This is a genomic window from Streptomyces sp. NPDC101166 (genome assembly GCF_044768125.1).
GTDB lineage: Bacteria > Actinomycetota > Actinomycetes > Streptomycetales > Streptomycetaceae > Streptomyces.
Genome location: NZ_JBIWPF010000006.1, coordinates 126,223 through 146,578, shown reverse-complemented (window position 1 = coordinate 146,578; position 20,356 = coordinate 126,223). Strand labels below are relative to the sequence as shown.

19 protein-coding genes and 1 pseudogene are annotated in these 20,356 nt (G+C 69.3%); 7 read left to right on the top strand and 13 right to left on the bottom strand.

Annotated features, from left to right (window positions below; translation table 11 throughout):
- The first annotated feature begins 9 nt into the window (after positions 1 to 9).
- The 4 genes from ACIRS4_RS13505 (at position 10) to ACIRS4_RS13490 (ending at position 4,198) form a co-directional block, all read left to right on the top strand.
- Positions 10 to 2,355, top strand: a complete 2,346-nt coding sequence (locus ACIRS4_RS13505; RefSeq protein ID WP_404194338.1) for a hypothetical protein — start codon at positions 10 to 12, stop codon at positions 2,353 to 2,355.
- Positions 2,356 to 2,384: 29 nt separating this feature from the next.
- Positions 2,385 to 3,074 carry a hypothetical protein gene (locus tag ACIRS4_RS13500; protein WP_404194335.1) on the top strand — a complete coding sequence of 230 codons (690 nt, stop codon included), beginning with the start codon at positions 2,385 to 2,387 and terminating at the stop codon, positions 3,072 to 3,074.
- Between the two features lie 540 nt (positions 3,075 to 3,614).
- Complete coding sequence (locus tag ACIRS4_RS13495) at positions 3,615 to 3,809, top strand: ribbon-helix-helix protein, CopG family (RefSeq protein ID WP_404194333.1); 195 nt, start codon at positions 3,615 to 3,617, stop codon at positions 3,807 to 3,809.
- Positions 3,806 to 4,198, top strand: coding sequence for a type II toxin-antitoxin system death-on-curing family toxin (locus tag ACIRS4_RS13490; RefSeq protein WP_404194330.1), 393 nt, complete (start codon positions 3,806 to 3,808; stop codon positions 4,196 to 4,198). The genes ACIRS4_RS13495 and ACIRS4_RS13490 overlap by 4 nt, the downstream gene beginning before the upstream one ends.
- 112 nt (positions 4,199 to 4,310) lie before the next feature.
- Here the strand turns inward: ACIRS4_RS13490 and ACIRS4_RS13485 are convergent, their stop codons facing one another.
- From ACIRS4_RS13485 to ACIRS4_RS13425, 13 genes and pseudogenes are all read right to left on the bottom strand, one after another.
- Positions 4,311 to 4,673 (bottom strand): hypothetical protein, encoded by a 363-nt coding sequence (locus ACIRS4_RS13485; protein WP_404194328.1) that lies wholly within the window; start codon positions 4,671 to 4,673, stop codon positions 4,311 to 4,313.
- Between the two features lie 401 nt (positions 4,674 to 5,074).
- A complete protein-coding gene (locus ACIRS4_RS13480; protein ID WP_404194326.1) occupies positions 5,075 to 6,061 on the bottom strand; it encodes an aldo/keto reductase in 987 nt (328 codons plus the stop codon).
- 64 nt (positions 6,062 to 6,125) lie between these two features.
- Positions 6,126 to 7,082 (bottom strand): zinc-binding alcohol dehydrogenase family protein, encoded by a 957-nt coding sequence (locus ACIRS4_RS13475; RefSeq protein ID WP_404194323.1) that lies wholly within the window; start codon positions 7,080 to 7,082, stop codon positions 6,126 to 6,128.
- Positions 7,083 to 7,185: 103 nt separating this feature from the next.
- Positions 7,186 to 8,175, bottom strand: a complete 990-nt coding sequence (locus ACIRS4_RS13470) for an aldo/keto reductase (protein WP_404194735.1) — start codon at positions 8,173 to 8,175, stop codon at positions 7,186 to 7,188.
- Between the two features lie 197 nt (positions 8,176 to 8,372).
- Entirely contained in the window at positions 8,373 to 9,956 is a 1,584-nt protein-coding gene (locus tag ACIRS4_RS13465) for a Na+/H+ antiporter (RefSeq protein ID WP_404194320.1), read from the bottom strand.
- A gap of 67 nt (positions 9,957 to 10,023) precedes the next feature.
- Positions 10,024 to 10,395: a DUF2255 family protein gene (locus ACIRS4_RS13460; RefSeq protein ID WP_404194318.1), complete on the bottom strand. Its 372-nt coding sequence runs from the start codon at positions 10,393 to 10,395 to the stop codon at positions 10,024 to 10,026.
- A 25-nt stretch (positions 10,396 to 10,420) separates the two neighbouring features.
- Positions 10,421 to 11,437 (bottom strand): zinc-dependent alcohol dehydrogenase family protein, encoded by a 1,017-nt coding sequence (locus ACIRS4_RS13455; RefSeq protein WP_404194316.1) that lies wholly within the window; start codon positions 11,435 to 11,437, stop codon positions 10,421 to 10,423.
- A gap of 54 nt (positions 11,438 to 11,491) precedes the next feature.
- Positions 11,492 to 11,824 carry a carboxymuconolactone decarboxylase family protein gene (locus ACIRS4_RS13450; RefSeq protein ID WP_404194313.1) on the bottom strand — a complete coding sequence of 111 codons (333 nt, stop codon included), beginning with the start codon at positions 11,822 to 11,824 and terminating at the stop codon, positions 11,492 to 11,494.
- A 541-nt stretch (positions 11,825 to 12,365) separates the two neighbouring features.
- Positions 12,366 to 13,235, bottom strand: coding sequence for a helix-turn-helix domain-containing protein (locus ACIRS4_RS13445; protein WP_404194310.1), 870 nt, complete (start codon positions 13,233 to 13,235; stop codon positions 12,366 to 12,368).
- Between the two features lie 187 nt (positions 13,236 to 13,422).
- Entirely contained in the window at positions 13,423 to 14,121 is a 699-nt protein-coding gene (locus ACIRS4_RS13440) for a type 1 glutamine amidotransferase domain-containing protein (protein WP_404194308.1), read from the bottom strand.
- A 25-nt stretch (positions 14,122 to 14,146) separates the two neighbouring features.
- Positions 14,147 to 14,539, bottom strand: a complete 393-nt coding sequence (locus ACIRS4_RS13435; RefSeq protein ID WP_404194305.1) for a nuclear transport factor 2 family protein — start codon at positions 14,537 to 14,539, stop codon at positions 14,147 to 14,149.
- 59 nt (positions 14,540 to 14,598) lie between these two features.
- Positions 14,599 to 14,975: pseudogene (locus tag ACIRS4_RS13430) on the bottom strand (NAD(P)H-dependent oxidoreductase).
- Between the two features lie 35 nt (positions 14,976 to 15,010).
- Positions 15,011 to 15,922, bottom strand: coding sequence for an alpha/beta hydrolase (locus ACIRS4_RS13425; protein ID WP_404194303.1), 912 nt, complete (start codon positions 15,920 to 15,922; stop codon positions 15,011 to 15,013).
- A 264-nt stretch (positions 15,923 to 16,186) separates the two neighbouring features.
- On the opposite strand from ACIRS4_RS13425, the gene ACIRS4_RS13420 reads away from it, so the two are divergent.
- The 3 genes from ACIRS4_RS13420 to ACIRS4_RS13410 all read left to right on the top strand — a co-directional run bounded on the left by ACIRS4_RS13420 (position 16,187) and on the right by ACIRS4_RS13410 (position 20,209).
- Positions 16,187 to 17,065 carry a helix-turn-helix transcriptional regulator gene (locus ACIRS4_RS13420; protein ID WP_404194301.1) on the top strand — a complete coding sequence of 293 codons (879 nt, stop codon included), beginning with the start codon at positions 16,187 to 16,189 and terminating at the stop codon, positions 17,063 to 17,065.
- A 355-nt stretch (positions 17,066 to 17,420) separates the two neighbouring features.
- Positions 17,421 to 18,662 (top strand): MFS transporter, encoded by a 1,242-nt coding sequence (locus ACIRS4_RS13415; RefSeq protein ID WP_404194299.1) that lies wholly within the window; start codon positions 17,421 to 17,423, stop codon positions 18,660 to 18,662.
- 341 nt (positions 18,663 to 19,003) lie between these two features.
- Complete coding sequence (locus ACIRS4_RS13410) at positions 19,004 to 20,209, top strand: serine hydrolase domain-containing protein (protein ID WP_404194297.1); 1,206 nt, start codon at positions 19,004 to 19,006, stop codon at positions 20,207 to 20,209.
- Positions 20,210 to 20,356: the final 147 nt, after the last annotated feature.

The window sequence follows — 20,356 nt, the reverse complement described above, 5'->3', positions numbered from 1 at the left end:
GAGCGCGACATGCTGAAGTACGAGGACATCATCGACGCCCCGCTGGCGAAGCTGAAGGCCGCCGCCGACGACTGGTCGGAGATGGTGGGGAAGCTGGACAAGCTCGCCACCGAAGCCGCCGACGGGATGAAGGCGAAGGCCGACAGGGCGGCCTGGGAGGGCGTCAACGCAGGGGTCACCAGAGCATTCATCGGTAAGACGGCCAAGGAGTTCGCGGACGCCGCGGCCGAGGCCAAGGGCGTGAAGCTGATCCTGGAAGAGGGGCACGCGGCCCTCAAGAAGGCCCAGGACGACCTGGTCGACATCCGGGACCACGAGGGGCCCGCGGCCGGCATCCGTGTGGACGGCAAAGGCAGGGTCACGGCGCGGAAACCGTTGTCCGAGATCCCCGCGGCGCGGCACGACCCCGGCTACAGCGAGCTCCTGCAGGAGGAGCGGCGGAACATCGAATCGTGGCAGAAAAGGATCGACCTCATCGTCGACAACTGCAACGACACCGACCTCGCCCTCAAGAACACCCTCGAGGCCAACGTCACCGACCGCAAGGACTTCAGCGCTCCTGCGTACACGAAGCTGGACCAGGAGGAGGCCGCCCGCGCCGCCGCTCTGGCGGCCAAGGGCCGGGACATCACACACGCCGAACTTCAGCAGCTCAACGAGCTGCTGAAGGACAACAGTTCGTCGGTGGAGTTCGCCAAGGGCTTCTACGAAAAGCTCGGCCCCGAGAAGTCGCTCGCGTTCTTCGGCCAGCTCTCCACGGACACGTACGAGTACGGCAAGGTCGACCCGGAGCGCCTCAAGGACGTCCAGGAGCTCCAGAAAAACCTCGGCCTCAACCTGGCCACCGCCTCCCACGACAAAGAATTCACCGACAAGTGGGGTCCGGAGTTCCGCAAGTTGGGTACGGAGCGTATCCCGCTGTCCAAGAACGACTACGGCGGGCCGTTCGGATACCAGTTGCTCGGCGGGATCATGCGGTACGGGAACTACGACGCGAAGTTCCTCAACCCCATCGCCGAACACGTGGCGCAGCTGCACGCGAAGGACCCGTACATGTTCGCCGGCAACAAGGTGGTGAACAGTCCGTTCAAGAACCCGTTCAACCCCTCCGGCGTGAACGGAGCCGGCTACGACCCGGCCACCGCCATGCTGGAAGCGCTCGGCAACAGTCCCGAGGCGGCGAAGAAGTTCTTCACCGACCCCCCGACCGCGTACAACGAGGACGGCACGGTCAACCACGGCGCCACGGCCGGCCTCGGCAAGGGCAAGGACGGCAAGGCGATCGACAACTACCTCGACTTCTTCAGCAACGAGAAGTGGGAGTCCTTCCCCGACGTCAACTCGCTCGACCAGAAGGAGCTCAAGGCGTCGCTCGACCAGATGCCCGACGCCCTCGGCCACGCCCTGGAGGCAGCGACCCTCGGCTACCCGGCCGGGCACCCGGACGCCGGCGTGGTGCGGGACGCGGACAACGCCGCGGTCATGCAGAAGGTCATCGAGAAGTACGGTGCGGACCCGGGTCTGCTCAAGAAGCACCACGAGGCGCTGGCCGACAGCCTGGGCGTCATGGGCGCCGGCTACATCGACGACATCAACTGGGCGTTGGCCAAGAACGATCCGGACAGCGTGTTCGCGCCGGGCAGGAATCCGGACGGGCACCTCGACTTCGCGGACACCGTGGACGGGAACGGACGGAGCGTCGTCCGGGGGTTCCTCAGCACCCTGGGTCAGCACCCGGACGCCTACGCGACGGTCTCGACCGCGGAGCAGGTCTACACCCGCAGTGTGCTGGAGGGGGCAGTGGGCCCGGACGGAAAGATCAACGAAGGTGCTGCCAGGGCGACGGTGCGCGTGGGCGCCGAGGTGCAGGGCATGCTCGACCAGTCCCGGGCCGACCAGGTGGAGGCGACGAACCTCAAGACCCACGAGGACTACGAGAAAGCGGTCGCCAAGCGGGCGGGCTGGGTCGAGTTCGGGGCCACGGCGGGCATCGCGGCGGGCGTCGCCTTCCTGCCCGCGACCGCGGCGGTGGGCACGGCCGCGGTGCTCATTCCGCTCGCGACCGATACCGCCAGTGGTGCTGCCGAACAGGTCATCGGCCAGATGGTCGGAGACATCTCCGACAAGTCGGTGGATGAGCACAAGGAGAAGACGGAGGAGCTCACCAGGGGGGAGAAGACCAAGATCTACTCCGCCGGTGAGGGCATGGCCGAGGCCCCGATGGAGGACTTCCTGCGGCACAACGGCGTGGACAACAGCCGGTTCGGAGAGGACCTACGCGAATCGATGCTGATCGGATACGGGGTCGGCAACGACCGGGAGAACCAGCAGGGCAACGACCCGGAGACCGGTTGAGGCCGGTGAACGGCCGAGGACACGTAAGGATGCGGACAGTGATCAGTCGTAGCTCGGTACGCAGGGGACTTCTCTCCGCGGCCGTGGCCGGCTCGTTGTTTCTCGGGACCACCGCTTGTGGAGGGGACGGAGACAAGGACGGACTTCCGAAGGACTACAAGGTCGTTGCGGGGACACAGCTCTGCGGTGGCGATGCGATGTCCGCCGACGCGTCCAAGGCGCTGAAGGTGATCACGGGGTCGTCGCGCTTCGAGGCGTCGGCACAGGAGTACACCGTCACGCAGGCCGCGGCGGACTTTGTCGAGGCGTTCTCGGACCCCGCGGTGTATCGCGGGGACGCCTGCCGTGTTTACACGCCCGTCGGCACGCCGGATATCGAGCTCAGAATCACCTGGAGGCGGGTGGACGGTGCCCCGTCGAGTACCCCCGACCCGAAATTCACCGTGCTGAAGATGGGGGAGGAAACCGTGACGGCGGCGGACAAGGCTTACCTCCAGTTCGCTTGTGAAAGCGACAAGTTGGCCGGCTCGTCGACGGCGGCCCACATCGTGATCGGCGTTATGCGCGGGGGCATGCCGAAGGAGCCCGAGGGCGACATCGAGGCGTTGAAGGACGCCTACGCGACCGTGGCCCACTCCTTCTCGCTGGCCATGGCCAAGGAACTGCGCTGCGAGAAGAACGGCGGGCTCCCCGCGAAGCCCGTGCTGAATCCCGCGTAGCCGCTGAAGAACGCCAGGTCGAGGACACGGTGCTCGACCTGGCCGAGGGCACGTTCTCCGTACCCGCCGACGGCAGCGGCCACGGCTCCGGTGGCGGCGGGCGCGACGGTGGAATGCGGCTCGCCTCGGCCGGCGGCTCCCGCTCCAGCGCGTGCACCGTCAAGCCGCGGGCTTCCAGGCCGGCGCGGAGCGTGGCGGCGATGTCGGCCATGGGTGCCGGGTTCTCGGTGGCGACTTCGAAGCTGGGGGAGCAGGTTTTGGCTGAGGCAGCGGGGCAGGACGGCGCAGTACAGGCCCACGCTGGCGCGGCTTGGCAAGGTCGTATGAGGTCATCCCGGACCAGGCCCTGTGCATCGGCAGATCCACGGCACCATGGGTCGCCGCATCACGTGGAGTGCGTGGAGTTCCTCGAACCGGTCTCGAAGGGACCCTGGCCTGCAGCTTCGTGGCCAGGGTGGAGCGCTCGACCTGTATCCCTGATTCCCTCACGGTGCGGGCAGGGACCGGTACGTCTTGATACCAGTCCGGTATCATGGCTGCATGGCGATGACTCTCCGGCTCCCCGACGACCTTGACGCGAAGCTCACCGAGCGGGCTCGCCGGGAGGGCCGTAGCAAGCAGGAACTGGCCATCGAGGCCATCCGCGACGCCCAGAACCGGGCCGAGCTCAAGGTCGATGACGTTCTGGCCGAGCTCATGGACAGCGATGCGGAAGTCCTGGACTACCTGAAGTGACGGACGTGCGCTACATCCAGATCGACGAGATCCTGGCCATCGCCCGCACCGTCAACGGCACCGAGCACAGCGTGCGTGACATGGGCCTTCTGGTGTCGGCGATCGAGCGACCCCGGACGAACGTGTTCGGAGCCGAGTTGTATCCCACGTTGCACCAGAAGGCTGCGGCACTGCTGCACTCCGTCGCCCGCAATCACGCGCTGATCGACGGCAACAAGCCCACCGCCTGGCTCGCCATGCGTGTCTTCCTGCGCTTCAACGGCGTCAGCGCCTCAACCGTCCCGCCGCCCGTTTCCGTCGCCGGCCCGTTCGTCGAGGACGCCGCACAGGACAACGTCGATGTACCGGTCATCGCCAAGCGCCTCGCAACCTGGTTCCCCGTTTCCTGACGTCCGACGTCGTGCGGTGGGGGCCGGCGGAAAGGGGGTCCCGAAAGCGGTGCCGACTCCGGGCACCCCGCCGGGCGGGGCGAGGTGACCGACACTCACCCCGCCCTGCCGACTATCGGAACAGGAGGCGGTCACGTACCGACAGGTGGGGCGTCACCTGAATCTCCATGGTCCCTGTGCACTCGCCCGTGCTGAATTCGATGGAAATGTGCTTGCTTGATTTTCCTGAGGTGAAGGAAAGGCGCGTTGCGCCTTCGCGGAAGACATCCAGCATCTCGATTCCCCGATCGTTGATCCAGCGGATCCTCACTGACCTCGCCGGCGCATCATAGGAAAAAGTGAGCGATTGTCCGTAATTGTCCTGCAGAGTGATAATTCGTGCGTCACTCTCGTCTGAATCCGGCCATTCGCCGATGGCCTCGTAGACCTCTTCGTCGTCGGGGGTGAGAAACTCTCGGTGCACGTGTGCCTTCACTGAGTTCTGCTGTGCGGCGGCCAGTGGTCCAGGCTGCCATGGATGCTTACATGCGGGCCACGCACCGACCACAGACCCCCGTCGGCCACCGGCACCAGAGGGATCGAACACCGCATCTCACCGAGCAGAGCCAGAGAATCAGCAACACCCGTATGGCCTAAGAGGCGTCTCCAGGGGCTGGCCTTGACCTCTTTTGACGCCGCTGGCGGCCGAGTGGCCGTTCGGGGCGGCCGCGAACATGCGCTGAGCTGCGATTATTCTTTGCCCCCCTCGTGGACTGCCGTGCAGTCATGTCGCCTAGGCGGTCCGGCTGCGGCGAGGGCGGGCTGCGCGGGTGGGTCGGAGTGGTGCGGGTGTCAGCGGCATCGGTGTCGCCGGCCCGCGAGCTCTGCGTGGCTCGATCACTTGTCGACCAGCGACATGTGGTGCTCGTTGTAGCGGTCGCCCTGTACGCCGGTGCGGCCGGCGAGTTCGTTCAGGTCGGCCAGTTCGTCGGCGGAGAGCGGCAGTTGAGCGGCGCCGATGTTCTCTTCCATGCGGGACAGGCGTCGTGTTCCGGGGATCGGGACGATCGACGGGTGCCGGGCGAGGAGCCAGGCGAGGGCGACCTGGCCGGGCGTGGCGTCCTTGGCCCTGGCGAGCGTTGCGACGTGGTCCACGAGGGCCTGGTTCGCCGCGCGGTTCTCCGCCGTGAACCGGGGGATGGTCGTACGGACGTCGCCGTCCGTGAACGACGTGGACGCGTCGACCGTCCCGGTCAGGAATCCTTTGCCGAGCGGGCTGAACGGCACGAAGCCGATGCCGAGGGCCGCACAGGTGGGCAGCACCTCCGGCTCGGGGTCCCGGGTCCACAGCGAGTACTCGCTCTGCACCGCCGTCACCGGATGCACCGCGTGGGCGCGGCGGATGGTCTGTGCGCCGGCCTCCGAGAGTCCGAAGCAGCGGACCTTGCCTTCCCGGACGAGTTCGCCCACTGTGCCGGCGACGTCCTCGACCGGCACGTCCGGGTCGACGCGGTGCTGGTAGAACAGGTCGATCGTGTCCACTCCGAGGCGCCTGAGGGAGGCGTCGGCCACGGCGCGGATCTGTTCGGGACGGCTGTCGAGCCCGGCGGGCGAGCCGTTCTCGATGTGGAAGCCGAACTTGGTGGCGATCACCACCTGGTCGCGCAGCGGTGCGAGGGCTTCTCCGACGAGTTCCTCGTTGACGTACGGGCCGTACACCTCCGCGGTGTCGAAGAACGTGACTCCGCGGTCGACGGCGCCGCGGAGGACGGCGATCATGTCCTCGCGGTCACCGGGATTGGGGCCGTAGCTCTGGGACATGCCCATGGCGCCGAGCCCGATCGCGGAGACGCGCAGGTCCCGTCCGAGCGTACGTGTGTGCATCGTTCTCCTCCTTGCCGACAACCCGCTCGATGAGCCGAGTCGGTCTGTCCTGCCGAGTTGCGTGTCACCCGTCGTGGTCGAAGGCCAGGACGATGCGTTCACGCAGGGCGCCCTGTTCGAGGCGTGTGTGAGCGGCTGCTGCGTCGTCCGCGTCGAAGGACAGAGTGGGACGCAGAGTGATAGTGCCGTCCTGGGCTTGGTCGCGCAGCCGTGTGATCGCGTCGCGGTCTCCGTCCCGGTCCCGCACGTTCAGGCGCCTGACCGCGATGCCGCGTCCCGGACTGCCGTCCCAGAAGCGCAGGACGCCGATCTGGCCGCCGGCCCGGACGGCGGGAGTGATCCGTTCGTGCAGCAGAGCCGCGTCCGCCACCGCGTCCACCGGGCCGCCGAGTTCCTTCAGCACGCGCTCGGCGATGTCGGGGCCGCGGGGCACGAGTGTCTGCGCGCCGAGTGCGCGGAGCAGGTCCGCGTCGTCCTCGTCTGCGACGGCGACGACGTGCAGGCCCTCCGCGGCACCGAGTTCGACCAGGTAGCCGCCGACCGAGCCGGCGGCGCCGGTGACCAGGAGGGCGGCGCCCGGGGGCAGGCGGAAGGCGTCGAGCACGTTCCGCGCGGTGAGCGCGTTGTTCAGGAAGCCGGCCGCCGCGGTGGCGGAGGCGCCTGTGGGTGCCAGGACCACTGACCGCGCCGGCAGCGCGAGACGTTCGCTGTAACCGCCGTGGCTGCCCAGGTTGTCCACGAACCCGACGACGTGGGCACCGGCCACCAGGCCCCAGCGGGGATCCACACCACTGCCCACCTCCTCGATCCTGCCGGCGACCTCCATCCCGGGAACGAGCGGGGGAGTGAGCCCCTCGTTCGTCTGCCGCAGCAGACCGGAGCGGAGCATCGCGTCGACGGGGTTCACACCCGCGGCGTGGACCCGCACCAGCACCTCCTGCGCTGCGGCGTGCGGGTCGGGGAGTCCGAAAGGCCGCAGCACTTCCGGGCCGCCGTATTCGCTCAGTCCGATGACTTTCATCCGGGAGTTTCCTCACGTTCCTGTGTTCGCGTGAATCGGCTTCGGCTGTCGTCAGCGCGCCGGCTGACGGTCCGCGGCGCTCAGCCCGGTGGGAGTCGCCGCGCTACCAGGCGTACGCTTCGGGAGCTTCGCCACCGGGGCCCGGCCAGATCTCGTCGAGCGCGCGGAGCAACTCAGGAGACAGGGCCAGGTGTGGGGCTCGCAGCGATTCGGTCAGTTGCTCCGGGGTGCGCGGCCCGACGATGGTGGTGGCGACTGCCGGGTTGTGCAGGAGCCAGGCCAGTGCCACGTCCGCGGGGCGCTCGCCGAGGTCCGCGCACAGGGCTTCGTACTTCTCGAGCTGTGGCCGGTACCGCTTGACGGTGGCCAGGAAGTCGGGAGATGAGCGCCGGCCGCTGTCGGCTTTGTGCAGGGCGCCACCGAGCAGGCCGCCGCCCAGCGGACTCCACGGGATCAGGCCGAGGCCGTAGTGGCGCAGGGCGGGAATCAGCTCGAGTTCGATGGTGCGGGCGTTGAGGTTGTACAGGCTCTGCTCGGACACGAGGCCCAGGAAGTGCCGCTTGCCCGCTTCCTGCTGCGCCGTGGCGACGTGCCAGCCCGCGAAGTTGCTGCTGCCGATATAGGTGACCTTGCCCTCGCGGACGAGTTGCTCCATGGCCTGCCAGATCTCGTCCCACGGGGTCGAGCGGTCGATGTGGTGCATCTGGTACAGGTCGATGTGATCGGTCCGCAACCGCCGGAGGCTGGCCTCGGCGGCCTTGCGGATCTTGTAGGCCGACAGGTACTTGTCGTTCGGGCCGGTGCCCATGGGCTGGTAGAGCTTGGTGGCCAGCACGATCCGGTCGCGTCGGCCGCCGCCCTGGGCCAGCCAGCGGCCGATGATCTCCTCGGAGAGGCCGTAGCCCTGCGTCATGTCGGGTGACTGCGGGCCTCCGTACACGTCGGCGGTGTCGACGAAGTTGACGCCTTCCTCGACGGCCCGGTCGAGGATCGCGAAGCTGCTGGGCTCGTCGGTGACCCAGCCGAAGTTCATGGCTCCCAGGCCGAGCTTGCCGACCTTCAGGCCGGTCCGGCCGAGGTGGTTGTAGGTCATCGTCATGGGTGGGCTTCCCGTCCGGTAGGGGCTGTGGTTCGGGATCGGCACAGAGGGGCGTCCGCCGGGAGCCGCAGCGGCGGCTCGTCGGGTGTACCGCTGAGCCGCGCGGCGCTGCGCGACCTGGCTGCGGGATCGAGGCGGTGCGGCGAGGCAGGGTTCCCTTGCGGGTGTCGTGCCGGGCAGGTGGCGCCGGCTCACTCCACCTCCGTTCCGGCCAACCGCACCTCCTCGTAGTCCAAGGTGGTCTGGAGCCGGCGCAGAACGGTGTCGTCGATCCGTTGCTCGTCGCGCAGCCGGACGACGGTCGCGCGCTTGTGGGCGACGAGGGCGAGCCGCAGCACGGTGTAGTGACGGTTGTGCAGCAGGGCCGGATCACCGTCGGAGCCCGCGCTCCGCGCCTGGACGGCGGCCAGTTGGGCCTCGTACTCCTGGCGCAGCCACGCCGCGACCTCCGGGGACGTGCCCAGATCGGCGGCGAGCCGGGGCAGCGCCCCGAGGGCCTCCTCGGTGGCCTCGGTCTCCGCCAGGAGTTCTTCCTCCTCGACGGAGGTGTCCCGCGGCAGCCGGGCCCAGCGCACCACCCCTGGCAGCAGCAGCCCTTGGCCCACGAGCGTCACCACGATGACGCCGGAGGTGACGAAGACGATGAAGGCCCGGTCCGGGAACGGCGCACCGGAGTCGAGGGTCTCCGGCACCGACAGGGCCACCGCCAGTGACACCGCGCCCCGGAAGCCCGCGAACCCGCTGACGGTGCGCGCCCGGTCGCTCATCCGCCGCAGCCGCTGCTCCGGTCGCCGGTCGAGCGCGCGGATCAGGTAGGCGGAGGCGAAGAGGAAAGCGAAGCGGACGGCGACCAGCACCATGCTGACCGCGACGACGGCGATCAGCGCGTCCCTGAGGTCCACCCGGCTCATGTGCCGCAGGGGGTAATGGAGTTCCACACCGACCAGGACGAACAGTGCGGCGTTGATGATGAACGTGGCCAGCGGCCAGAACGCCAGGGCCTGCCGGCGGTGCTCGGCGCGGATGAGACGGGGAGCCACCTGGGCCATGATCAGCCCGCTCACCACGACCGCGAGCACCCCCGAGGCATGGATCAACTCGGCGAGCAGATAGGCCGTGAACGGCGCAAGGATCATGACGAGATTGCCCAGCAGCGGGTCCTGAAGACGGCGCCGCAGGTTCATGTTGACCCACGCCACCGCCACGCCGACCGCCGCCCCGCCGCCGTACGCGAGGAGGAACAGCGCGCCCACGTGGGGGAGGGTGAGGTGCTCCTCGCCGACGGTCAGACCGACCGCGAGTCCGAAGATGACCAGCGCGGTGCCGTCGTTGACGAGGCTCTCCGCGCGCAGTGCCGTGACCTGGCGGCGCGGCAGCGCGCGGGCCAGGGCTCCGACGGCGGTGGCGTCGGTGGGCGCGACCGCCGCGCCCAGCACCCACGCCGGCCCCCACGGCAGCCCGAGCGCGTGCCCGGCGGCCGCCACGGCCCACGCGGTGAGGATGACCAGCACGGTGCTCATCAGGACGATGCCGCGCAGGTTCGAGCGGATCTCCCGGCTCGATGTCGTCAGGCTCTCCCAGTACAGGAGTACGGGAAGGACGAGCAACAGCACTACTTCAGGCGGGAGTTGGATCTGCCGGACGGCAGGGACCAGACCGAGCAGCGCCCCCAGGGCGAGCAAAACGACGGGCGGTGCTGCGCCGAGGCGCTGCGCCAGGACGTGCCCGGCCAGCACGGCCACGCCGAGCAGTACGACGAGTTCCAGACCGAGCATGGGACTTACTCCTGTGGGAGACCGGGTGTCCGCGGGGGCTGAGCGGCCTCCCACCGGATCGTCCCGCTCATCTCGGGACCAGGCGCAGCGTCGTGGCGCGGGAGGCGACCATGGGGTCGACGTACGCGCCGCCGTAGCGGCCGTACTTGGTGCGGTAGGCGGCGTCGATACGGTCGTTGACGTCCTCGTCCGTCACCTCGACGAAGGTGACGTCCTTGTGCACGCCGCCGGAGCGGATGTGCCCCTGGCGGGTCGCTCGGGCCGTACGCCACCATGCGCCGGCCGTGCCGCGGAAGGAGCGGACGTACAGGTCGTCACCGTCGCGGACGACCCAGACCGGCACCGGCGTGCGCAGCGTGCCGTCACGCCGGAGAGGGGCTGCCTGCAACTCCTCAGCCTCGGCGATCCGATGGAGCTCGTCGCTCGTCCATGTCGTCATCGTCGGTTCTCCGTCCGGGGTCACGTCACGGACGCAGCAGTGTCTTGACGGCTCGGCGCTCGTCCATGGCCTTGTATCCCTTGGCGACCTCGTCGAGGGGCAGGGTGAGGTCGAAGACCCTGCCGGGGTTGATACGGCCGGACAGGACGCGGTCGATCAGATCGGGCAGGTAGGCCCGCACGGGCGCGGGGCCGCCGCGCAGGCCCACGTGGGAGAAGAACAGTTCCTGGCCGTCGATCTGCACGCCGTGCGGCATGCCGACGAAGCCGACGTTGCCGCCCGGACGGGTGGACCGCAGGGCCTGGTGCATCGACTGCTGGGTGCCGACGCATTCGAGGACCGAGTCGGCGCCTGTGCCGTCCGTCAGCTCCTTGATCCGGGCCACGCCCTCCTCGCCTCGCTCGGTGACGATGTCGGTGGCGCCGAACTCCAGGGCCAGCTTCTGGCGGGACTCGTGCCGGCTCATGGCGATGACGCGCTCGGCGCCCAGTTCCTTCGCGGCGATGACGGCGGACAGGCCGACCGCGCCGTCACCGACCACCACGGCCGTCGCACCGGGCCCGACGCCGGCCGCCTCGGCCGCGTACCAGCCGGTGCCCATCACGTCGGACAGCGTCAGCAGGCTGGGGATCAGCTCCTCGGCCGGCTGCTCCGGCACGGTGACCAGGGTGCCGTCGGCTAGGGGAACGCGGACGTACTCCGCCTGGCAGCCGGTGACCCACTCCCCGTGCTGACAGGAGGTGTGGTACCCGGCCCGGCAGACGGGGCAGGTGTTGTCGGACGCGGCGAAGGAGCCGATGACGAACTGGCCGGGCTTGACGCCCGACACCTCGCTGCCGACCTCCTCGACGACGCCGACGTACTCGTGGCCGATCGGCTGCGGCTCGTCGACCGGCATGACGCCGCGGTAGCTCCACAGGTCGGAGCCGCACACGCAGGTGGCGACGGTGCGGATGACGGCGTCCGTCGGTGCGGTGATCTCCGGCTCGGGACGGTTCTCCACCCGGATGTCGCCGGGCGCGTGGATGACGGTTGCGCGCATGGGGTGCCTCTGGTCTTCCTTGGTTCGGGGGAACGGCGGGCGGTGTAGCGGGCCTCAGGCCGACGCGTCGGCCTCGTCCGTGATCGCCTTGAGCTGGGTCACCGCCGACATGGCGTTGGGCCACCCGGCGTAGAAGGCCAGATGGGTGAGGGCCTCGACGAGCTCGTCCTTGGTCACCCCGTTCTCCAGCGCCTTGCCGAGGTGGAAGCCGAGCTGGTCGGTGCGGTGGAGGGCGGCGAGCGCGGTGACGGTGACCAGGCTGCGGTCACGCGGGGAAAGGCCCGGCCGCTCCCAGATGTCGCCGAAGAGGACCGTGTCGGTCACCTCGGCGAGCTTCGGGGCGAACTCCTGGATCGCCGGCGGCGCGAACTTCTTCCGGTCGGTCATGGGATGGTGCTCCTGGCGGGTGTTTCGGATCAGGTCGCCCAGCCCTCGGCCGGGGGGTCCTGAGGGGGCCTGTACGGCGGCGTGTACGTGTCTGTCGTCGCCTTCGGCGGTCGCGCGAACAGCGGGACACGGACGATGTCCGGCAGCGATTCCGCCCGCGCTCGACGGGACGCCTGCTGCTCTTTCATCGAACCTGCCCTCTTCACGCGAACTCGCAAAGGGGAGAGTTCCACTCGAAGGACCGCTTATCCAGGGAGGAATCCTTACCCCCCTTCGTGGGCGGAGGGAAAGCGGTTCGAGCGCCGTCGGCCGACACGGCTCGACCGGCGGCCGATCACTCGCGGTCGCGGACGCCGAAGTCTCGCCGAGCCGGTCCGGGCGCACGGTGAAGTCGCCGGGCCCGTTCCGGCGGACGGAGAAACGCGCGGTGTGAAGGACGTGGCGATCGCCCCGCAGCGGTCAGCGCCTGGGGGAACTGTCCGCGGAACTCACGGGCGTCAGCGCGGTGTGGTCGTCCTCGGGCCCTTGACGGGCTGGAGGGTCACGCGACGCTGTCGGACGCCGTCCGCTTCTGGGCCGCCGTCCAGGAGGCCAGAAGGCGCAGGGCGTCGTGGGACGGGGAACCGGACTCCGCGTTCCAGACGATGATGTGCTGCTCCGGGTCCGTTCCGCAGGTGAGCGTGTTCCAGTCGAGAGTCAGCTCGCCCACCACCGGGTGACGGAGCTTCTTCGTGCCCTTGTCCCGCATGGCGACGTCATGTTCGGCCCACCACTGACGGAACTGCGCGTCGCGGGCGGAGAGGGTCTCGACCAGGGCGGCGAGACGGGGTTCACCGGGATACCGTGCGCTCTCCATGCGCAGGTGAGCGATGGCCAGTCGGGTGACTTCCTCCCAGTCCGCGTACAGCTCGCGCATCCAGGGCTCGGTGAACAACAGCCGGATGAACACACGCTCTTCCTCCGGGTAGCGGCCGAAGTCGGTCCACAGACCGGCGGCGAGCCGGTTCCAGCCGAGGATGTCGGTGCGCCGGCCGATGACGAAGGCGGGCGTGGCGGTGAGATCGTCCAGCATGCGCTGCAACTGCGGATCCACCTGCTGGCGGTCGCCCGAGGACGGCGGGCGCACCGTCTGCTTGGCAGCGAGTTCGAACAGGTAGGTCCGCTGAGCCTCGTTGAGCCGGAGCACCCGGGCGATCTCGTCCAGGAGAGCAGCCGATGCCTGGAGACGGCCCTGCTCGATACGCGTGTAGTACTCGGTGCTGATCGAGGCGAGGAGAGCCACCTCCTCGCGGCGGAGCCCGCGCACACGCCGCCGTTGCCCGCCGTGGAGCCCGACTTCGGAGGGGCTGAGTTCGGCACGGCGGGCCTTGAGGAACTCGCCCAGCTCGTTCAGGTGCGGGTCGCGGTGCATGATCTCCAGCCTCGCACGAGGGCCCGGCACTGCAAGTAATGGGCAGGTATACCCTGCCCCGTATTTCGGCTGCCGGCGCTTGAGAATCATATCTCCGGCCCGCGTGATCGGACGAGACGAGATCGCGGCCCGGCACGCGCTGTGGGCGCGTACCGGGCCGCCGGGGGGCATGGGGTGCTTGTCGACGTCAGCTCAGTGCCTTGACCAGTTCCTGGGCCAGGGGGACGGCCGAGTGCGGGTTCTGGCCGGTGTACAGGGTGCGGTCGACCTCGACGTGCGGGGTGAACGGGTCGGCTTCGCGGTAGTCGGCCCTGAGCTCGTTCACGAGCCGGTCCTGAAGCAGCCACTTCGCGCGGTCCGCGAGACCGTTCTGCTTCTCCTCCGCGTTGGACAGGCCGGTCAGGCGGTAGCCGGCGAACGGAGAAGTCCCGTCGAGGCGGATGGTGGCGAGCAGGGCAGCGGGGCCGTGGCAGACCAGGGACACGGGCTTGCCGGAGGCCAGCCAGTCGGTGAGCAGCCGGCCGGAGGCGGCGTCGTCGGGCAGGTCCTCCATGGGACCCCAGCCACCGGGGTAGAAGACGGCGTCGTGGTCGTCGATGTCCACGTCCTCGATCCGCACGGGGTGCGCCAGCTCGGTGGCCTCGCGCAGGGCGGTGCGCATGCGCCGGGCGCCTTCCTCGCCGCCGTTGAAGTCGGGGCTGAGGCTGAGGGCGTCCGCCGTGGGCGGCAGGCCGCCGGGGGTGGCCGCGGCGATCTCGTATCCGGCCTCCTTGAAGACCTGATACGGGCCGATCGCCTCCTCGGCCCAGAAGCCGGCCGGGTGGCGGGTGCCGTCGGCCAGTGTCCAGTGGTCCGACGCCGTGATCACGAAGAGGATCTTCGTCATGGGGGTCTCTCTCCCGGTGGCCGTCTCAGCCCTCAAGGGCTGTCTGGAGGACGTGGCTGTCGGCGGTCTGCCGCATGCTGACGGCCTTTCCGTCGCGGACGGTCCACAGGTGGACGAAGCGGACGTCGGCCTTGTTCCCGGTCTTCGTCACGGCGTGATAGTGCCCGAACACGAAGACATGGCCCTCGTCGTCCGCGTAGAACTCCTCGGGCACCGCGCCGAAGGACTCGTAGTCCGGCGTCGTCGCGCCGAAGAAGTTCTTCGCCACGTCGTCCCAGCCGTGGTAGACGCCGCTGTTCGGAAAGCCCGGGGTGATGTCCCAGGCGAGGTCGGGCGCCATGACCTCGCTGGTGACCTCCGGGGCCATACGGGATTCGTACACCCGGCGGATGAGGGCCAGGCTCGGGGAATCGGACACGGTTCACTCCTCGTGTGGATGGGGGTGGTCATGTGGCGGTCGCGGGAAGGTCCGCGTGATCAGGCCGCGAGGGCGGTGCGCCCAGCGCGGAAGATCGCCGCCTTACGGGCGACGCGCGCGCCCAGGCGCTCGGCGGTGGCGATGTCGGAGCGGTGGACCGCTTCCGGACCCGCGTCGGTCGGGCTCTGGACGCCGGCGCCCAGGAAGAAGCCCAGCCCGCGGCGGGCTTGTCCGCCCAGGCGTGGGGAAACCAGCGCTTGCTGCCGGCCTGGGCGAACACGTGGAAGGCCGTCGAGGCGGTGCCCATGTACGTGGCGGAACCGAAGATGATCGCGTCAGCGGCGTCCAGTCGGGCCCACTGCTCTTCGATGATGGCGTCGACGGAGATCGAGATTCTTTGCGCGGGCGGGTCAAGCTCCGCGTCGGAAGAGTGCATTGCTATAGAACTGCTATAGAACTGCTATAGAACTGCTATAGAACTGCGAAGAACTTCACCATCTTGTTGATCGCCTGGTCCACGTATTCGGGCACGTCATACATGGCGATGTGCGTCGCGCCTTCGACGACGAACAACTCCTTCGGACCGTTGGAAAGTTCGTACGCCTGGTCGCTGAAGACCTTGGTGTCCGCCTTGCTCCCCGCGATGAGGAGCATCGGCTGGGTCAGCAGTTCCGGAATCTGGTCGAATGCAGAAAAGGCATACATCCTGTCCATGCCGGTCAGCAGGAAACGACCCTTCGAGCGGGGGTGCTGACCACGGGGTGTTCTGTAATAGTCGTATCCCTCACGCAGGAGGTCAGGGGTGTCGTCGTTGATCTCCTCCAGGGTCTCGGGGACGAACGGGGCGTAGACCGGGTCCGCACCTCTTGCCTCCGCTGTGCGCTGCTGTGCGACCGCCTCCAGCGTCTTGAGCTGCTCGGACAGCGGCGACAGGTGCCCCAGGAAGCCTCTGGAGCCCTCACCCATCGGGGCCGCGCTGACGGTGGCCACCGCCTTGAAGCGGCGTTCGGTCTGCGCCACGCTGATCGCGTATCCGCCGCCCGCGCAGATGCCGAAAACGCCCATGCGTTCGGTGTCGACGAACGGAAGAGTGGTGAGGAAGTCCGCTGCGCAGCGGGCGTCCTCCACTCTGGTCGCCGGATCCTCCAGAAGGCGGGGTTCGCCGCCGCTTTCCCCTTGATAGGAGGAGTCGTAGACCACGATGACGAATCCGTGCGAGGCCAGCCGCTTCGCGTAGTGACCGATGGTCTGTTCCTTCACTCCGCCGGCCGGGTGAATTCCGACGAGGGCCGGGTATTTCTTGTCCTCCGTGAAATCGTCCGGCAGGTGCAGGTGTGCCGCGATTTCCACGGCCTTGTTCCTGTAAGAAACGGTCTCGGTCATGGTGCCAGTCCCTTTTCGTCGTCCCTGACCCGCCCACGGAAGTCCTGGCACCATGGTTCGTCGAGGCCGTGATGATGTCTACGCACGGTGAGGGGGAAGAAATCTTCCCCTGGATACGGACTTTCCCGGTGAGCGAGCTGTGGACCAAGGCCTCCCTCGGACCGGCGGCCTGTGAGCCGGTACACGCGCGGGGGTGGGGGCTGTGCTGTGAGGGGTACTGGCAGGGACCCCCACTGATCGCCTCGCCTTCCTACGCTGGAATTCATGAACAATCGGGCCGAAGTAAGTGCGTTCCTCAAGTCCCGCCGCGACAGGATCACGCCGGAGCAGGCGGGACTGCCGGTGTACGGGCACCGTCGGGTGCCCGGGCTGCGCCGGGGCGAGGTCGCGATGCTCGCCGGGGTGAGCGTGGAGTACTACACGCGCCTCGAACGCGGCGATCTGAGCGGGGTCTCCGACAGTGTTCTGGACGCCCTCGCGCAGGCCCTGCGGCTGGATGACACCGAGCGGAACCACCTCCACGCCTTGGCCCGTGCGGCGAGCGCGACCCCGGCCCGGGTCCGGCGTCGCCCGAAGAATGCCACCGTGCGGCCCAGCGTGCTGCGTCTCATCGAGGGCCTGCACGACCAGCCTGCCTACGTGCGCAACAACCGCATGGACATCCTGGCGGCCAATCCGCTGGCCCGCGCCCTGCACTCCGAGGTGTTCGAGCAGGAGCCGGCCAACACCTGCCGGTTCGTGTTCCTCGACCCCCGCGCCACCCGGCTCTACCCCGACTGGGAACGGGTGGCCCGCAACGGAGTCGGGGCGCTGCGGGTCGAGGCCGCCAGGAATCCCTACGACCGTGAGCTGTCGAACATGATCGGTGAGCTGTCCACCCGCAGCGACGCCTTCCGCACCCTGTGGGGCGCGCACGACGTGCACGTCTTCACCGAGGGCACCAAGCGATTTCACCACCCGGCGGTGGGCGAGATGGAGTTGGTCCACGAGAGTCTGGACCTGTCCGGCGATCCAGGGCTCTCCATCACCGTGTACAGCGCCGATCCCGGCACGCCGGCCGCGGACGCCCTGAAGCTCCTCGCCAGTTGGGCGGCGAGCCAGGAGCGGGACGCGGCTGCCTCGAGGACCGACACCGAGCACTGACCTCGGTGGGCCCCACCTTCCCTTTCCCTCGGCCACTGCTGCCTTCGCACCGGTCGGCCCGCCGCACCACACGCCCGTCACACCGGCGTCCCGTCAGCTCAGACCGTCGCCGCCGCCCCGTCCCCTACCGCGGCCGTCCATCCTGAACCGTCGTGCGCACGCTCACGCTTCCGGTGCGAGGGGGGCCCTGCTGTTACCCCTCACAAGCGTGACTGCCTGCCGGGCCCGGCTCCTGGTTCCGTGGATCGCGGCGGGGCTGAAGGACTCCGCCCGCACCACGCTCGGCGCGCATGCCGCTTCGCCGGCACGCCTCGGACGACTGGGGCCCGCGCCACCTGTCTTGAAAGGATCGTCAGTGAGTTCCCCCTCGTCCACGAAGCCGGACATCTCGACCGCCGCCCCGCTCACGGGCGACGGCGGCGACACAGCGCCCGTGGGGAAGGCCAAGCTGCCGCCGGTGGTGTGGCTGCTGGGTGCAGTCGCCTTCATCATGGGCACCAGCGAGTTCATCGTCTCCGGCCTGCTGCCGCAGATCTCCGGGGCCCTCGATGTCAGCGTCTCCAGCGCCGGGGCGCTGATCACCGCCTTCGCCGTGGGCATGATGATCGGCGCGCCGGTGATGTCCGTAGCGACCCGGCGCCTGCCGCGCCGCTCGGCCCTGGTCGCCGCACTGCTGGTCTTCGCCGCGGGTCACGTCGTCGGCGCGCTCAGCTCGAACCTGGGGCTCGCGCTCGCCGGCCGGTTCGCCGCCGCGCTGGGCAACGGCACCTTCTGGGCCGTCGGCGCGGTGGTGGCGACCGCCGCCGCGGGGCCGGCCGCCAGCACCCGCGCGATGGGTGTGATGGTCGGCGGCATCACTCTGGCCAACATCGTCGGCGTCCCGCTCGGTACGGCAGCCGGCCAGCTGTCCGGCTGGCAGGCCCCCTTCTGGATGCTCGCCGCCCTCGCCGTGGTCGCCGCCGCTGTGATCGCCCGCCGGATACCGGCCGACACCACACGCGCCGACACCTCCCTGCGCGCCGAGGCCACCGCGCTCAGGCATCCGCGCCTGTGGCTGGTCTACCTGGCCATCGCCCTCATCCAGGCCGGCCTCATGGCCGCCTACAGCTACGTCGCCCCGCTGCTGACCGACCGCGCCCACCTCGCGACCGCCCTGGTGCCGCTGGCGCTGCTCGGCTACGGCGTCGGCGCCCTGGCCGGCACGACGATCGGCGGACGCCTCGGCGACCGACAGCCCTACGCCACGCTCATCCCGGCCACCGCGCTCACCGCGGCGTTCCTGGGCGCCATCACCCTGTGGGCGACGAACAGCGTCGTGGCCGTGCTCCTGGTCGTGCTGCTCGGCACCGCCGGCTTCGCCAACAACCCCGTCGTGGTCGGCGAGGTCGTCCGCATCGCCGGAGCCGGCCGCTCCCTGCCCATGGCCCTGGCCACTTCCGCGTTCCAGGTCGGCATCGCCATGGGCTCCTGGCTCGGCGGCGTCGCCCTGACCTCCAGCCTGGGCCTGCAGGGCCCGTCGCTGACCGGCTTCGTCTTCGCCCTGGCGGCCCTGCTTCCCCTCGGCCTGCTGGCCGCCTCCCACCACAAGGCGGCGTGAGCACAGAGCCGCCACCGCGAGGCAGCGGGACAAGAAGGGCTCAGCCATGACCGGCAAGGTCCCCCGGGTTTACCTCAACGACGAACTGGCCGTGTGCAGCGGCAGATCCACGACACCGTGAGTCGGCCGTGCAGCTCATCGAGCGAGTCCGGCAGACGGCGGCGGGCCGCGCTGGCAGTCGACGTGGTGTCACACGAGGTCGGCGGCGGCCTCCGCTCGCTTCCGGCATTCGACCGCCGAGGCGACGGGTGCCGACCCTCAGCAGGCGGTGGGGACGTGTAGGGGAAGGGCAAGGGTGTTCCCTGATGCCACGGCGGCCACGTGGCGAAATCATGATCGTCATGACTTCGACCTTCCTTTCCCGCCGGGCTTTCGTGGGTGCGGCGCTGACCGCCGCCCTCCTTACGTCCGCCGCGAGCCCTGTCGCGTCGGCGGCCATCCCGTCGCCGACGGCCTCGTCCGCCTCCGTCCCGCTCCCGCCGCTCGACACGGCGGCCCTGCGCGCTGCGATCTCCGACCTGGACCACCCGCAGGCCACGGCCGCTCAGCTCCTGGTCAGCGGCAAGGCGGGACAGTGGTACGGCGCGACGGGTGTGGCGGACAGAAGGACAGGCGCACCGGTCGGTCAGGACGACGCCTTACGGGCGGGCAGCATCACGAAGGTCTTCGTGGCGACGGCGGTGCTGCAGCTGTCGGCGGAGGGCCGGGTGGACCTGGACAAGCCGATTCAGGACTACCTGCCCGGCCTGCTCCCCGACGGCTACGACCCGATCAAGGTCTCCCAACTCCTCAACCACACGAGCGGCTTGCCGGACGAGGACATCCCGGACTCCGAGCGGGCCGACACTCCGGAGCAGATCCTCGAGCACCGCTACGACCAGTGGACGCCGATGCAGCTGGTGGCCACTCTGCCCGAGGAGGCCCCGATGAAGTTCGCGCCGGGCACGAAGCAGGAGTACCGGGGCATGAACTACGTTCTGGCGGCCATGCTGCTCGAAAAGGTGACGGGCAAGCCGTACGGCAGGGCGATCGGCGACCGCATCCTGCGTCCGCTGGGCCTGTGCCGCACGTCGTTCCCGGGCGACGACCCGAAGATCCACGGCCGGCACGTCCACGGCTACCTGGCGATGTCGGACGGCACTCTGCAGGACGTGACGGAGTACAACCAGTCCGAGGCATGGGGCGAGGGCGAAATCATCTCGACCACGCGCGACTTGGACCGCTTCATCACGGCCCTGTTCACGCCGGGCAAGGTGCTTCCGAGGACGACGCTGGACAAGATGTTCGAGTTGCCGGCACCGGAGGTGCGGATGGTGGACGGCTCTCCGGCCCGTTACAGCGTGGGCCTCCAGACGGTCACGGTCAACGGCGTGCCCCTGTGGGGCAAGACGGGGGAGCGGTACGGCTACAACTCGGCGGTGATGGCGACGCGAGACCTCGGCCGCAGGGCGGTGTACTCGTGGACACCGACGCACCGGGACGCCAGTCAGGTGCAGATGGCGCTGCGGATCGCGGATGCGGTCACGAAGCCGGCGGCTTCGCGGTAGACCGGTCAGGCGCTGCCGGGGCCGGCCGTCGCGAGCGCCTGCGCCGGGCACACGTAGCAGCCAAGGGGCGGTGAGCCAGGGGTTCTTCCCGCCGGCCGGGTGGGCCGGGCACGGCCCACCGTGTCCGGGTGTGTGCTCCGCCGAGCT

Coding starts and splice junctions, on each gene's coding strand:
- ACIRS4_RS13505 (WP_404194338.1), top strand. CDS start 10: ATGCTGAAGTACGAGGACATCATCGACGCCCCGCTGGCGAAGCTGAAG.
- ACIRS4_RS13500 (WP_404194335.1), top strand. CDS start 2,385: ATGCGGACAGTGATCAGTCGTAGCTCGGTACGCAGGGGACTTCTCTCC.
- ACIRS4_RS13495 (WP_404194333.1), top strand. CDS start 3,615: ATGGCGATGACTCTCCGGCTCCCCGACGACCTTGACGCGAAGCTCACC.
- ACIRS4_RS13480 (WP_404194326.1), bottom strand. CDS start 6,061: ATGCACACACGTACGCTCGGACGGGACCTGCGCGTCTCCGCGATCGGG.
- ACIRS4_RS13475 (WP_404194323.1), bottom strand. CDS start 7,082: ATGAAAGTCATCGGACTGAGCGAATACGGCGGCCCGGAAGTGCTGCGG.
- ACIRS4_RS13470 (WP_404194735.1), bottom strand. CDS start 8,175: ATGACCTACAACCACCTCGGCCGGACCGGCCTGAAGGTCGGCAAGCTC.
- ACIRS4_RS13465 (WP_404194320.1), bottom strand. CDS start 9,956: ATGCTCGGTCTGGAACTCGTCGTACTGCTCGGCGTGGCCGTGCTGGCC.
- ACIRS4_RS13460 (WP_404194318.1), bottom strand. CDS start 10,395: ATGACGACATGGACGAGCGACGAGCTCCATCGGATCGCCGAGGCTGAG.
- ACIRS4_RS13455 (WP_404194316.1), bottom strand. CDS start 11,437: ATGCGCGCAACCGTCATCCACGCGCCCGGCGACATCCGGGTGGAGAAC.
- ACIRS4_RS13450 (WP_404194313.1), bottom strand. CDS start 11,824: ATGACCGACCGGAAGAAGTTCGCGCCGCCGGCGATCCAGGAGTTCGCC.
- ACIRS4_RS13445 (WP_404194310.1), bottom strand. CDS start 13,235: ATGCACCGCGACCCGCACCTGAACGAGCTGGGCGAGTTCCTCAAGGCC.
- ACIRS4_RS13440 (WP_404194308.1), bottom strand. CDS start 14,121: ATGACGAAGATCCTCTTCGTGATCACGGCGTCGGACCACTGGACACTG.
- ACIRS4_RS13425 (WP_404194303.1), bottom strand. CDS start 15,922: ATGACCGAGACCGTTTCTTACAGGAACAAGGCCGTGGAAATCGCGGCA.
- ACIRS4_RS13420 (WP_404194301.1), top strand. CDS start 16,187: ATGAACAATCGGGCCGAAGTAAGTGCGTTCCTCAAGTCCCGCCGCGAC.
- ACIRS4_RS13410 (WP_404194297.1), top strand. CDS start 19,004: ATGACTTCGACCTTCCTTTCCCGCCGGGCTTTCGTGGGTGCGGCGCTG.